This window comes from Microvirga sp. HS2 (assembly GCF_055792805.1).
In genome coordinates, this window is record NZ_JBVVAJ010000001.1 from 347,094 (window position 1) to 360,354 (window position 13,261).

Genomic DNA, 13,261 nt, shown 5'->3' on the forward strand with positions numbered 1-13,261 from the left:
GGCTACGACAGATTCTCGCCGGAGGGAAGGGCGTAAGACCGTTCCGGCAAAGGAATGGCCGGAGCCACGAGAGGTCCTGAAAGCTACCTGTTGTTGTCTCGGAGCTCTTCGTACTGGATCCGGAACATGTCCTGGTCGATCCGGCGGCCCTTCTGGACCTGGTTCAGCACGACCACGGTCTGAAACCCCTGGGCATCCAGGATGCGCCATTGATTGAGGTTCTGCACCTCCGGGTCGAAGAACAGGGTGATCCGCGACGTGCCGCCGAGCGTGCTGGTGTCTTCCAGATTGATGCGGACCGCGTTGGGTTCGCTCGAGATACCGGTGATCTTGATGTCCTGGCCGAGATTGACCCGCTCGCGCAGCAGGAACTTCAGGGGCGTCTGCGAGATCGAATAGAGGTCCTGGGTGGCGAGGTTGCGGTCGCGCACGGCGACGGAGCGGCCGTCGGCGATCACCTGGAGGGTTGCCGGGGGATCGTATTCGAAGCGCACCTTGCCGGGGCGCTGGAGATAGAGCGTGCCGCCCATCCGCCGCCCGTCCCCGCCCACTTGCGTGAAATCGGCGACGAGCGTGTTGAGATTGGTGAAATAGGCGTTCGCCCGCTCCACGATCGCGCTGTTCGGCAGGGGCTGTCCCTGGCCGACCGGCCCCATCGCGGCCGTGACGATGGGCTTGGGCGCGATCTCGACCGGATTCGCTTCGTCGGACTTCGGCGCCTCGGCCATCGTCGGCCGGGCGGGAGGGAGGGGCGCGGTCGCCGCCAGGACCTGCTCGGCGTTGACCGGCCGGGCGGCGGGACGGGCCGGCTGCGCCTCAGCCTCGGCGGGAGCGGCGGTCGAGGCCAGATGGAAGAACGAGGTCGGCAGCGATCGCGCCGAGGCGGCGAATCCCTCCGTGGTCGGGTGCTTGGGCGGCAGGATCATGTCCATGGGCAGCACCTGCGCGGCAGCCGGAAGCGGGCCCGCGAGAGCGGACACCACGGTCACCAGACCGACCATGCTGACAGGGCGCATCGAAACCATCCTTTCGGAACCAGTATGACCGCAGCCGCGCTTTTTCCAAAGCGCCCAGGAATGACGCGGGGCTGCGGTTAAGGTTCCGCTTATGCGCTAATCCTCTCCTCCGTGAGGACTTTCAAGCAGGATCTCGCGTTTGCCGGCGTGATTGGCGGGCCCGACGATGCCCTCCTGCTCCATGCGCTCCATGAGCGAGGCGGCGCGGTTGTAGCCGATCTGCAGCCGGCGCTGGATATAGCTCGTCGACGCCTTCTTGTCGCGCAGAACCACCGCCACCGCTTGGTCGTACAGATCTCCGCTGGGCGAGCCGAACTCGCCCTGGTCGAAGACCGCCGTATCGGAACCCGAACCCTCGTCCTCCTCGGCGGTGACCGCTTCCAGATATTGCGGGCGGCCCTGGCGCTTCAGATGCGCCACCACGTGCTCCACTTCCTCGTCGGAGCAGAAGGGGCCGTGGACGCGGGTGATGCGCCCGCCGCCGGCCATGTAGAGCATGTCGCCCTGGCCCAAGAGCTGCTCGGCGCCCATCTCGCCCAGGATCGTGCGGCTGTCGATCTTGGAGGTGACCTGGAACGAGATGCGGGTCGGGAAGTTCGCCTTGATCGTGCCGGTGATCACGTCCACGGAGGGGCGTTGCGTGGCCAGGATCACGTGGATGCCGGCGGCGCGCGCCATCTGGGCCAGACGCTGGATCGCTCCTTCGATATCCTTGCCCGCCACCATCATCAGGTCGGCCATCTCGTCCACGATCACCACGATGTAGGGCAACGGTTCGAGATCCATCACCTCGTCTTCGTAGATCGCCTCGCCGGTCTCGCGGTCGAAGCCGGTCTGCACGGTCCGCGTGATGGTCTCGCCCCTGGCCTGGGCTTCGCTCACGCGGGCGTTGAAGCCGTCGATGTTGCGGACCCCGAGCTTCGACATCTTGCGATAGCGGTCCTCCATCTCGCGCACCGCCCATTTGAGCGCCACCACCGCCTTCTTGGGGTCGGTGACCACGGGGGTGAGCAGGTGCGGAATGCCGTCATAGACGGAGAGTTCGAGCATCTTGGGATCGACCATGATCAGGCGGCACTCGGCGGGGGTGAGCCGGTACACGAGGGAGAGAATCATGGTGTTGATCGCCACCGACTTGCCCGAGCCGGTGGTGCCGGCGACCAGCAGGTGCGGCATGCGGGCGAGATCGGCGATCACCGGCTCGCCGCCGATGGTCTTGCCGAGGCACAGGGCGAGCTTCTGCTTGGTGGTCTCGAAATCCTGCGAGGCGAGAAGCTCGCGCAGGTACACGGTCTCGCGCTTGTGGTTGGGCAGCTCGATGCCGATCGCGTTGCGGCCCTGGACCACGGCGACGCGGGCGGAAACCGCGCTCATGGAACGAGCGATGTCGTCGGCGAGCGAAATCACGCGCGACGACTTCGTCCCGGGGGCGGGCTCCAGCTCGTACAGCGTCACGACGGGGCCGGGGCTGACCTTGGTGATCGCGCCGCGCACGCCGAAATCCTCCAGCGTGCTCTCGAGCAGATTGGCGTTCTGTTCGAGCGCTTCCGACGAGATCAGGGGAACGGCCGATTTCTTCGGCTCGGCGAGGAGATTCAGCTGCGGCAGCTGGTACTTGTCGCCGTCGAGCAGCGAAGGCTGCGATTCGCGCGCCATGCGCCTGCCGGGCTTCGGCGCGGCGGGCGCGGGTCCGACGCGCGGTGAGACCGGCTCCGGCCGCATCGCGGCGCGGGGCACCGGCTGCGCCATGGGCTCGTCCTCGTAGGCCTCGTCCTCGTCGTCGTAGGCCGGCGCGGCGACCGTCCGCGACGGGCGGGCCGGGGGAGAATCGAGCACCGGCTCGCGGCGTACGCCGCCGCCGGTCCGGCCGGTCCGTCGGGGCTGCGGGGAGGGTTCGAGATCCTCGTCCTCCTCGGGAGCACGGCGTCCCTCGCGCCAGCGCTGCGCGGTCGCGCGAAGGCTCATGAGGCCGTGCGCGAGCGCGCCGAGGGACACGATGCCCCAGCCCGGCTCGTCGTGAGTGGCGTCCTCGGCTTCGTCAGGATCGGCGATCTGGCGGCGTCTCGCCGGGCGGGACGCCTCTTCTTCCTCCAGTTCCTCGTAGGCGCGCTCCTCGTTGGGGCTGAGGCCACAGGCCGCGGTGAGGCTCAGGATGGCAATGCCGGCGAACAGGAAGCCCAGAACGGCGCTGGCCGAGCCGCTGGAGAGACCCGTGACGGCCTTGGCGCCCGTGAGGACCGCGTCGCCGGCGACGCCTCCGAGTCCCGTCGGCAGGGGCCAGCGGTCGGTGGCGGGCATGGCGCTGGCGAGCGCCGTCGCGGCGCCCGTGCCGATCACCCAGAGCGCGAACCGCAGCTGCAGGCGACCGAGCTCGCCCGATTTCATGAGCCGCCAGCCCCAGAGCGCGAGGGGAAGCAGGGCCGCGATGGCCCCGAGGCCCAGCAATTGCATCAGCAGGTCCGCGACGATGGCGCCGGGCCATCCCAGCATGTTGTGCACGGGCAGGTCCGTGGCGTTGTTGAGGCTCGGATCGTCCACCGACCAGGTGGCGAGCGCCACGGCCATCGCACCCGCGACCGCGATCAGGCAAAGACCCGTCAGCTCCTGCGTCCGGCGGGCGAGAAACGCGCGCAAGCCGCTGAAGAGGCCGTCATAGGCGGAAGAGGAGGAACGGCGTGCGGTGCGCATCAAACCACTCTGAAAACCATGTCGATCGAGACTATCGTGCCCGGAATGTATGAGGCGCGGGTTAAGGGCCCATTAACCCTGACGGGAGAGCGGGGAAGGGAGCCCACCGCTCCACCGGAGGCTCCGGGTTCCGGGCATTTTGCGCTGTTGACGGATCAGGCCGGACGGACCAGTGTCCCGGCCATGATGCGCAGGGCCTCCATCACCGGCTGGAAGCGCGCCGTTCTGACGGCGCTGATGGCCTATGCGCTCGCGCTGCAGACCCTGCTCGCCTCCCTCGGCACGGCCGCCCATGCCGCTGATTTCGCCGGAGCACAGGGCGTGCTCTGCCTTCCGGGCAGCTCCTCCCGGCCCGATCAGGCCCCGGCCAAAGCCCATGACGGGCTGTGCTGCACGTTGACCTGCCACGGCAAGGGACCGGCGGGACCCGCGCCCGATGTCGTATCGATCGAGCGCCGTCCGCCCGTCATGCCTGCCCGGGACACCCCGATCGTTTCTTCGGCCGCGCATCGCTTCTCGAACGTCCTTCCCGTCGGGTCGCGCGCGCCGCCGCACCTCGGCTGATTGCTCCTTCGCCGATCAACCGAACTCTCGATAGGAATCCGACCTATGTCGTCGTTATACCCACGCGGTGCGCTCGCCGCCGTTCTTCTCGCCGTTTCCACGCCCGCCTTCGCCCATGTCTCGTTCGAGACGGCCCAGACCATTCCCAACGCGACCTACAAGGCGGTCCTGCGTGTGTCACACGGCTGCAACGGCCAGCCGACCCTGAAGGTGCGCGTGCGCATTCCCGAGGGCGTCGTGGCCGTCAAGCCCATGCCGAAGGCAGGCTGGAAGCTGGAGACCGCCAAGGGCTCCTATGTGCGCGCCTACAAGGTGAACGGCGAGACCGTCTCGGAAGGCGTGACCGATATCGTGTGGTCGGGCTCGCTCGACGATTCCTTCTATGACGAGTTCGTCTTCCAGGCGCGCTTCACCGATGCCTTCCAACCGGGCGCGGTCGTGTATTTCCCCGTGGTGCAGGAATGCGACAAGGGCACCCAGGAATGGGTGCAGGTCCCCGCCGCCGGCGAAGATCCCCAGGGTCTCGCCGCGCCCGCGCCGGGCGTGAAGATCGTGGCGGCCGCAAATGCCTCGCCCGTCGCGCAGAAGATCGGAACGCTCACCATCGACCAGCCCTGGTCGCGCGCCACCCCGGGCGGCGCCAAGGTGGGCGGCGGCTATGTGCGCATCACCAATAGCGGGCCGGAGGCGGACCGCCTGACCGGCGGCACCTTCCCGGGCGCGTCGCGCGTCGAGGTGCACGAGATGACGATGGACGGCGACATCATGCGCATGAAGCCGGTCCAGGGTGGGCTCGAGATCAAGCCGGGCGCCACGGTCGAACTGAAGCCCGGCGGCTATCATCTCATGTTCATGGATCTGAAGGAGCCCCTTAAGGAAGGTCAGACCGTGAAGGGCACGCTCACGTTCGAAAGGGCCGGAAAGGTCGAGGTCGAATACGCCGTGCGCGGCCTCGGCGGCGACGCGCCGGCCCCCGTCGAGCACAAGCACTGAGGAGGCTGAACGATGGCTCTCAAGCGCTCCCTTCTTATCCCGCTGGCGGTGTTCCTCACCGGCCTTTGCGTTCTTCTCGTCACCGCTCTGTTCATCTTCCAGCCGCAGCAGCAGAACGCCTCGCGCGTGCCCATCGGCGGGCCGTTCCGGCTGACGTCGCACGAGGGCAAGCCGTTCACGGACGCGGACCTGAAGGGCAAGCCCTTCGCGGTGTTTTTCGGCTTCACCCATTGTCCGGAGGTGTGCCCGACGACCCTCTACGATCTCTCGCAGGATCTGGAATCCCTGGGGAGCGACGCGGACCGGCTGCGCGTCGCCTTCATCACGGTCGATCCCGAGCAGGATACGCCGGAGCTGATGAAGACCTATCTCTCGTCTTTCGATCCGCGCATCGTCGGCCTCACCGGAACCGCGGAGGAGATCGCCGCCGTCGCAAAGGCGTACAAGATCTATTACCGCAAGGTGCCCACCGATACCGGCTACACGATGGATCACTCGGCCACGATCCTTCTCATGGACAGCAAGGGCGACTTCTACGGAACCTCGAACTTCCAGGAGAGCGCCGAGATCAGACGCTCCAAGCTGAAGCAGCTGATCAAGAACGGGTAATACCTGTCTTCGTCATGACCATCCCCGGACTTGATTCGGGGATGACGGCGGAGAGCGTGAAGGCAATTCGCTTCAATGAGAAAAGCCCCGGCCTTTTCAGGACCGGGGCTTTTCTTTTCGAGCCTCTGGAAGGCTTCGTTGTCGCATCGCCCAGCGGCCAGGTTTCCGCCGGGCGATGCGGGTTATCGGCTCAGTAATTGTAGGCGCGCTCACCGTGATCGGCGAGATCGAGGCCCTCGCGCTCGGCATCCTGCGTCACGCGCAGTCCGGTGATCATGTCCGTGACCTTGAAGAGGACCACGGAGCCGATGCCGGTCCACACCAGGGTGATGATGACTGCGACGACCTGAGTGACGAGCTGGCCCCCGATGCTGAAATCGGCTGCGCCTGTGCCGCCGAGCGAGGGAGCCGCGACGATGCCGGTGCCGACGGCGCCGACGATGCCGCCGACTCCGTGGATGCCGAAGACGTCGAGCGCATCGTCATAGCCGAGGGCGTTCTTCACGGCCGTCACGGCGAAGTAGCAGACCGCCCCGGCCACGAGGCCGAGCACGATGGAGCCCATGGGGCCCGCGAGACCGGCGGCCGGCGTGATGGCGACGAGACCGGCGACCGCGCCCGAGGCGATGCCGAGTAGCGAGGCCTTGCCCTTGCCCATGGCCTCGACGGTCATCCAGGCCAGGCCTGCCGCGGCGGGCGCCACGATGGTGTTGAGAAGCGCCAGGGCCGCGCCGCCGGTGGCTTCGAGGTTGGAGCCGGCGTTGAAGCCGAACCAGCCGACCCACAGGAGGCAGGCGCCGACGAAGGTAAGAGTGAGCGAGTGCGGGGCCATCAGGTCGCGGCCATAGCCGATGCGCTTTCCGACGAGGAGCGCGCCGACGAGGCCGGCGACGCCGGAATTGATGTGCACCACGGTGCCGCCGGCGAAGTCCAGGGCACCGAGGCCGAAGAGATAGCCTTCCGAAAACCACACCATGTGGGCGATCGGCAGGTAGACGAAGGTCAGCCAGAGGCTGGTGAACAGCATGACGGCCGGGAACTTGATGCGCTCGGCGAAGGCGCCGACGATCAGCGCGGGGGTGATGGCTGCGAAGGTGAGCTGGAAGGCGATGAAGGTGAATTCCGGAATCGCCACGCCCTTGGTGAAGGTGTCGGCGGTGGAATCGCCGTTCACGCCGGCCAGGAAGGCCTTGGAGAAGCCGCCGATGACGGCGCCGAGCGCGCCTTCGCCGCCGGAGGTGAAGGCGAGCGAATAGCCGTAGGTCACCCACAGGATGGCCACGAGGCTGAACACCGCGAAGACCTGCGTGAGCACGGACAGCATGTTCTTGGTGCGCACGAGGCCGCCATAGAACAGCGCGAGGCCCGGAATCGTCATGAGGATCACGAGGATCGTCGACACGAGCATCCAGGCCGTGTCGCCCTTGTCGACGGTGGGAGCGGCGGCCGCGCCCTGGGCGAGAGCGGGTGCGGCGGCGAGGCCGAGAGCCAGCGCACCGAGTGCGGGCGGAAGGAGATGACGGAACTTCATCGGATCAGAACTCCGGAAAACGGCTGGAAAATGGGAATCAGAGGGCGTCGGCATCGGTCTCGCCCGTGCGGATGCGGACCGCTTTCTCGAGCGACGTGACGAAGATCTTGCCGTCGCCGATCTGGCCCGTGCGCGCGGCCGCGGTGATCGCGTCGATCACCTGGGCGACCAGCTCGGACGCCACGGCCACCTCGATCTTGAGCTTCGGCAGGAAGCTCACGGCGTATTCCGCGCCGCGATAGATTTCCGTGTGGCCCTTCTGCCGCCCGTATCCCTTCACTTCCGTCACGGTGAGACCGTGCACGCCGAGGGCGGTGAGTGCATCGCGCACCTCCTCCAGCTTGAATGGCTTGATGACCGCCATCACGATTTTCATGGGTTGGCCCCCTTTGAGACGCCGGCCCGGTGTCTCGGGCCATGGTTTCGAAACGAACCCGCCTCTCAAGGCAGGTGTCGGAAGGGGTTAAGCAATTATCGTGCCAAGTTTCGTGCCGCGTCCGCGCGGCAGGGCGCAGCCGTCCTGCCTCTTCCCTGGGCAGCCGTGAAATGGTCAGAAAACGTTCTGATTGATGAACTCTTGGGCAGGAGCCTGAGGCGCTTTCGAAAGGCGCGGGCAGCCTTCTTCTCCCCGAGCCCCGAGGATAGGCGGGTGAGAGGGAGCCTAACTCACTGCTCTCACGTCATCCCCGGCCCTGTGCCGGGGACCCCACGTCTTATCGGCGCTGTGGTTCCGAAAACGGAGATGGCCGGGTCGAGCCCGGCCATGACGTCGTATTATGGTTGTTGTGCCTTCCGAAGTCACTCACCCTTTGACCTGGCGTACACCATCCTTGCTCCCTTCCCGCAAAAGGGAGGGAAGCTGCGCTCTGTTTCGAGGCCACCCGTCAAGCGCTGCGGTCGCGGATGAGGCCTTCCTGGGCGACCGAGGCCACGAGGGTGCCATCCTGCTTGAAGATCAGGCCGCGGGAGAAGCCGCGCGCGCCCGAGGCGTTGGGCGTGTCCTGCGCGTAGAGCAGCCACTCGTCGGCCCGGAACGGGCGGTGGAACCACATGGCATGGTCGAGGCTCGCCGCCTGGATCGTCGGATCGAACACCGTCCGGCCATGGGGAATGAGCGACGTGTCGAGCAGCGTCATGTCCGACGCATAGGCGAGAACGCATTGGTGGATGGCGGGATCGTCCGGCAGCTGGCCCGTGGTCTTGATCCAGACATGGAAGCGCGGCTCGCCCGGCTCTCGCGAGGTGTAGCGCTTGATCTCCACGGGGCGGATCTCGAGAGGGCGCTCGCGCTCGTAATAGGTGCGCATGGGTTCGGGCATCTGCAGCAGCAGGCCGCCTTTCACCTCCTCCTCCGAGGGAAGCTCGTCGGGGCCGGGCACTTTCGGCATCTCGGCCTGGTGCCCGAACCCGCCCTCATCGACCTGGAACGAAGCCGACATGGCGAAGATCGCCTGCCCGTGCTGGGTGGCCACCACGCGGCGGGTCGTGAAGCTCTTGCCGTCACGGATCCGGTCCACCTCATAGATGATCGGGACCTTGGGGTCGCCCGGCAGCATGAAGTAGCAATGGAGGGAATGGGGATGGCGCCCGTCCGCCGTGCGGGTGGCGGCGACCAGGGATTGGCCGATCACCTGCCCGCCGAAGACCCGCTGCCAGCCGCTCTTCGGGCTCTGGCCGCGAAACAGGTTCACCTCGAGCTGTTCGAGGTCGAGAATGGAGAGAAGGTCTGTCACGGCGCGGGACATGAATCGGTCGTCCTCCAACGGGAAAGCATCATCCATCGGCGAGGGCCGCGCGAAGGTCAAGCTTGACGCTGGCGGATGGATCGCTGACACCCACATGAATAGGGTCAACGCAGCGGACGGCGAAGCGGTGCGCCCACAGGCCGTTTTCGAGAAGCAGAGGAGAACCCCATGGCAGCAGCAGCGGGCACGGAGCGGTCGCGGATTGTCATCGCAGGCGGCGGGCTGGCGGGGCTGTCCCTCGCGCTGGCGCTCAAGCGCGCCCTGGCCGACGGGGTCGACGTGGTCATGTGCGACCCGGCGCTGGCCCGCGATCCGCACGGGGATCGGCGCTCCTTCGCGATCGCCGCGGCGGCGCGAAGGATGTTCGAGGCGCTGGGGCTCTGGGAGGAAGTGGCCGCCAAGGCGCAGCCGATCCTCGACATGGTGATCACCGATTCCAGCCTGCAGGACCCGGTGCGACCGACGTTCCTGACCTTCGAGGGCGCGGTGGATGGCGAACCCTTCGCCCACATGGTCACCTCGGGCGACCTGACGGGGGTCCTCGTCGACGCCTGCCGGTCCGGCGGCGTGAGCTTAAGGCCGGAAGGCGTGAAGGGCTTTTCCGCGCAGGGCGGGCATACCGACGTCGCGCTGACCGGCGGCGAGACGCTCTCCGCCGCGCTTCTCGTCGCCGCCGACGGCGCGCGCTCGCGCCTGCGGGAGCAGGCGGGCATCGGCTGGATCTCCTGGCCCTACAATCAATCCGGCATCGTCGCCACGATCGCGCATGAGCGCGACCACGAGGGCAGGGCGGTGGAGCATTTCCTTCCCGCGGGCCCCTTCGCGATCCTGCCCCTGAAGGACGAGGTCCGGGCCGACGGGTCCGTGCAGCACCGCTCCTCCATCGTCTGGAGCGAGCGCAGCGAGAACGTGCCCGCCCTGCTCGAATCCCATCCGGAGGATCTGCTGGCCGAGCTCGAGAAGCGCTTCGGCCTGCAACTCGGCAAGATCGCCTTCGAGACGAAGCCCCAGGCCTATCCCCTGGCTTTCGGCGTGGCGCGCTCCTTCGTGGGCGAGCGCCTCGCGCTCTTGGGCGACGCGGCCCATCTCATCCACCCGATCGCCGGTCAGGGCCTCAATCTCGGCCTCCACGACGTGGCGGTCCTGGCGGAAATCATCGCCGATTCGATGCGGCTCGGCATGGATCCGGGCAGCGCCGACGTGCTCATGCAATACGAGCGCGCCCGGCGGGCGGACATTACCGCCATGGGGATCATGACCGACGGCCTGAACCGGCTGTTCTCCAACGACATGCTGCCGGTGCGCCTGATCCGCGATCTCGGCCTCGGCCTGGTCGACCGGATGCCGGGCCTGAAGCGGTTCTTCATCCGCGAGGCGGCAGGCCTGAGGCGAGACGACGCACCGCGGCTTCTCAGGGGCGAGGCGCTCTGAAGGGCAAGGGCCGCTCGTCCAAAGGCGGGCTGGGCGTTCAAGGGGAGAGGGTCGTTTAACCCTCTGTTAACGCGCAGGAGCGGTTTTTCCGGCTCGTCGCAATCCCTCTGCGGAGAGGCGGCGTAAATATCCGATGCGGACCCTTTTCGTTTTTGACGAAATAACGTATCGAATTCGGCTATCGATCCCTTGCTCTTTGGAAGAGACTCATGGCCGAAAACTATTATTTTGATCCGAACAATCTCCCGACCATCGGCACCGACGGGAGCGTAACCCTGGATCTGGGGACCGCCTTCGTCGGCGTGACGATCAGCAATCGCACCGCAGGCAACAATGCGATCAACGCCATCGGGGCCCAGGACATCACCGTCATTCCCGGGGTGACCATCTTCGGCCAGAACGACGGCATCAATTTTGCGGCGACCGGCTCCGAGACCAAACCGAACCGGATCTTCAACGGCGGCGGCTTCATCTCCTCCGTCGCGGGCGCTGCGATCCATTTCTCCGCCGGCGGGGACGGCCTCGTCACCAACCAGAGCACCATCACCGGCGTCAACGGCGTCAAGATGGATGCCGATGGCAAGCTCGAGGTGCTGAACACGGGCACGATCATCACCTCTGGAGCAGCCATCGTGAGCGGTGCCGCCGGCGACAAAGTCGTCAATGCCGGCCTGATCCGCTCCACGGGCGCTGAGGGAGTCGCGATCGACTTAGGGAACGGCGACGACATCTACGATGGCAGCGGCGGCACGACCATCGGCAAGATCGTGCTCGGCGACGGCAACGACAGGGCCTATGGCGGCGCGGGTTCCGAAGTCTTCGTCGGCGGAAAGGGAAATGATTTCTACGATGGTGGCGCGGGCAGCGACACAGTCGATTACTCGTCTCCTCCGGGCGGCACGACGGGCGGCATCACCGTCGACCTGTCGCAGACGGGCCAACAGTTCATCGGCGGCGGCTTCGACCCCAATACGCTGACGAATATCGAGAACATCGTCGGCGGCGGCAACAACGATTGGATCAAGGGCAACAGCGCCGACAACGTGCTTCAGGGCGGCGCCGGGAGCGACACGCTCGAAGGAGGCGCTGGGAACGATACGCTCGACGGCGGCGAGGGCGAAGATACGGCCAATTACTTCGGAACGGCCGCGGTCAAGGTCGACCTCAGGCTCAACGGTGTGTCCCAGAACACTTTCGGCTCCGGCTGGGAGACGTTGAAGGACATCGAGAATGTCAACGGCGGCAGCAACTGGGACACCATCGACGGCAGCGACGGCGCCAACAAGATCTGGGGCTGGGCCGGCAACGACAGCCTCGCTGGCCATGGCGGCGCCGACGCGCTCGAAGGTGGGGACGGCAACGACACGCTCGACGGCGGCGCGGACAACGACAGCCTCAATGGCGGCCTTGGGCATGACAGCCTCGTTGGCGGCGCGGGCACGGATAAACTCGTCGGCGATGCCGGCAACGACACCCTCTGGGGCGGCGACGGCAACGATACGCTGGAAGGTGGAGACGGCAACGACATGGCGGTCTTCTCGGGCTCCAGGAACAATTATCTCGTCTCGGTGACGACCGGCACGGAAGAGACGTCCTATACCGTCAACGATACGGTCGAGGGCGGAACGGGTGGCGAGGACAGCCTCAAGGGCATCCGCCTGCTGAAGTTCCTCGGCAATGACACCATCACCACCGACGACGAGATCTACGCCCTCACCAATTCCGCGGCTCCGACCATGGTGAGCATTTCGGGCACCGGCATCCGGGAGAACAGCGCCAACGGCGCCGTCGTCGGCGTTCTCTCCGCAATCGATGCCGACGGCGATGCGCTGACCTTCAGCCTGCAGGAGAACGACCTCTTCAAGCTCGATGACGACGGCAAGACCATTCGCGTCAAGAACAAGGACCTTCTGAACTTCGAAACCCTGAGCAACGGCCACCTGACCGCCACCTACACGCTCCATGTGACGGTGAGCGACGGCCTCAAGAACCTCAGCGACGGCGCCACGACGGGCACCGCCACGAGAGACGTGGTGGTCACGATCGTCAACGAATACGAGGATGCGGCCGTCATCCGCAGCGGAACGAATGCGGGCGAGCAGGTCGTCGGCGAATACGGCGACGACAGGGTCTATGGTCTCGGCGGAAACGACCAGGTCTTCGGCCGCAAAGGCAACGATCTCCTCGATGGCGGCGCCGGAAATGATTTCGTCATCGGCGGTGATGGAACGTCCGGCGCTGGGTTGACCGAAACCGGCAAAGACACGCTCTATGGCGGCGCCGGCAACGACACGCTCCATGGCGGCGACGGCGACGACATCCTCTATGGCGGCACCGGCAACGATACCCTTTACGGCGGCACCGGCAGGGACAGCTTCGTGTTCAACGCGTCTCCGGCGGGTTCGAACATGGATTTCATCGCCGACTTCAAGCCTTCCGACGACACGATCAGGCTGTCGCATGCGATCTTCTCCAAGATCGCGCGGGGTACCCTGTCGTCCAACGCCTTCGTGGTGGGCAACCAGGTGAAGGACAAGTATGATCGGATCATCTACTACAAATCGGCCGGCGCCCTGTTCTACGATCCGGATGGAACCGGCAAGGAAAAAGCGGTTCAGTTCGCCATCATCGGCAAGAACCTGAGCCTGACCTACAACGACTTCATTATCTTCTGACGAAGCCGA

The 13,261-nt window shown here is 66.1% G+C and carries 10 protein-coding genes; 5 read left to right on the forward strand and 5 right to left on the reverse strand.

Annotated features, from left to right (window positions below; all coding sequences use genetic code 11):
- Positions 1-83: 83 nt before the first annotated feature.
- Together ACS5Q0_RS01630 and ACS5Q0_RS01635 are read right to left on the reverse strand one after the other, a co-directional pair.
- Entirely contained in the window at positions 84-1,016 is a 933-nt protein-coding gene (locus ACS5Q0_RS01630; protein WP_473124845.1) for an outer-membrane lipoprotein carrier protein LolA, read from the reverse strand.
- 96 nt (positions 1,017-1,112) lie between these two features.
- Positions 1,113-3,704: a DNA translocase FtsK gene (locus tag ACS5Q0_RS01635; RefSeq protein ID WP_473124846.1), complete on the reverse strand. Its 2,592-nt coding sequence runs from the start codon at positions 3,702-3,704 to the stop codon at positions 1,113-1,115.
- A gap of 18 nt (positions 3,705-3,722) precedes the next feature.
- Here ACS5Q0_RS01635 and ACS5Q0_RS01640 point away from each other — a divergent pair, with 18 nt between their 5' ends.
- From ACS5Q0_RS01640 to ACS5Q0_RS01650, 3 genes are read left to right on the forward strand one after another with little or no spacing between them, the layout of a single operon-like run.
- The gene (locus ACS5Q0_RS01640) at positions 3,723-4,268 is read left to right on the forward strand and encodes a hypothetical protein (protein WP_473124847.1); all 546 of its coding nucleotides are present in this window, start codon (positions 3,723-3,725) and stop codon (positions 4,266-4,268) included.
- Between the two features lie 45 nt (positions 4,269-4,313).
- Positions 4,314-5,261, forward strand: a complete 948-nt coding sequence (locus ACS5Q0_RS01645; protein WP_473124848.1) for a copper chaperone PCu(A)C domain-containing protein — start codon at positions 4,314-4,316, stop codon at positions 5,259-5,261.
- Between the two features lie 12 nt (positions 5,262-5,273).
- On the forward strand, positions 5,274-5,870 hold the full coding sequence (locus ACS5Q0_RS01650) for an SCO family protein (protein WP_473124849.1): 597 nt from the start codon (positions 5,274-5,276) through the stop codon (positions 5,868-5,870).
- A 190-nt stretch (positions 5,871-6,060) separates the two neighbouring features.
- Here ACS5Q0_RS01650 and ACS5Q0_RS01655 read toward each other — a convergent pair whose 3' ends face one another.
- From ACS5Q0_RS01655 to tesB, 3 genes are all read right to left on the reverse strand, one after another.
- A complete protein-coding gene (locus tag ACS5Q0_RS01655) occupies positions 6,061-7,401 on the reverse strand; it encodes an ammonium transporter (protein ID WP_473124850.1) in 1,341 nt (446 codons plus the stop codon).
- A 37-nt stretch (positions 7,402-7,438) separates the two neighbouring features.
- Positions 7,439-7,777 carry a P-II family nitrogen regulator gene (locus tag ACS5Q0_RS01660; RefSeq protein WP_473124851.1) on the reverse strand — a complete coding sequence of 113 codons (339 nt, stop codon included), beginning with the start codon at positions 7,775-7,777 and terminating at the stop codon, positions 7,439-7,441.
- 508 nt (positions 7,778-8,285) lie between these two features.
- Positions 8,286-9,146, reverse strand: a complete 861-nt coding sequence (gene tesB / locus ACS5Q0_RS01665) for an acyl-CoA thioesterase II (RefSeq protein ID WP_473124852.1) — start codon at positions 9,144-9,146, stop codon at positions 8,286-8,288.
- Positions 9,147-9,314: 168 nt separating this feature from the next.
- On the opposite strand from tesB, the gene ACS5Q0_RS01670 reads away from it, so the two are divergent.
- The gene (locus ACS5Q0_RS01670) at positions 9,315-10,577 is read left to right on the forward strand and encodes a ubiquinone biosynthesis hydroxylase (RefSeq protein ID WP_473124853.1); all 1,263 of its coding nucleotides are present in this window, start codon (positions 9,315-9,317) and stop codon (positions 10,575-10,577) included.
- A gap of 209 nt (positions 10,578-10,786) precedes the next feature.
- Positions 10,787-13,252, forward strand: coding sequence for a hypothetical protein (locus tag ACS5Q0_RS01675; RefSeq protein ID WP_473124854.1), 2,466 nt, complete (start codon positions 10,787-10,789; stop codon positions 13,250-13,252).
- The last annotated feature ends 9 nt before the right edge of the window (positions 13,253-13,261 follow it).

Bases quoted from the DNA above. Each gene is read 5' to 3' on its own strand.
- tesB (WP_473124852.1), bottom strand. From the start codon at position 9,146: ATGTCCCGCGCCGTGACAGACCTTCTCTCCATTCTCGACCTCGAACAG.
- ACS5Q0_RS01640 (WP_473124847.1), top strand. From the start codon at position 3,723: ATGTCGATCGAGACTATCGTGCCCGGAATGTATGAGGCGCGGGTTAAG.
- ACS5Q0_RS01645 (WP_473124848.1), top strand. From the start codon at position 4,314: ATGTCGTCGTTATACCCACGCGGTGCGCTCGCCGCCGTTCTTCTCGCC.
- ACS5Q0_RS01675 (WP_473124854.1), top strand. From the start codon at position 10,787: ATGGCCGAAAACTATTATTTTGATCCGAACAATCTCCCGACCATCGGC.
- ACS5Q0_RS01635 (WP_473124846.1), bottom strand. From the start codon at position 3,704: ATGCGCACCGCACGCCGTTCCTCCTCTTCCGCCTATGACGGCCTCTTC.
- ACS5Q0_RS01650 (WP_473124849.1), top strand. From the start codon at position 5,274: ATGGCTCTCAAGCGCTCCCTTCTTATCCCGCTGGCGGTGTTCCTCACC.
- ACS5Q0_RS01660 (WP_473124851.1), bottom strand. From the start codon at position 7,777: ATGAAAATCGTGATGGCGGTCATCAAGCCATTCAAGCTGGAGGAGGTG.
- ACS5Q0_RS01630 (WP_473124845.1), bottom strand. From the start codon at position 1,016: ATGCGCCCTGTCAGCATGGTCGGTCTGGTGACCGTGGTGTCCGCTCTC.
- ACS5Q0_RS01655 (WP_473124850.1), bottom strand. From the start codon at position 7,401: ATGAAGTTCCGTCATCTCCTTCCGCCCGCACTCGGTGCGCTGGCTCTC.
- ACS5Q0_RS01670 (WP_473124853.1), top strand. From the start codon at position 9,315: ATGGCAGCAGCAGCGGGCACGGAGCGGTCGCGGATTGTCATCGCAGGC.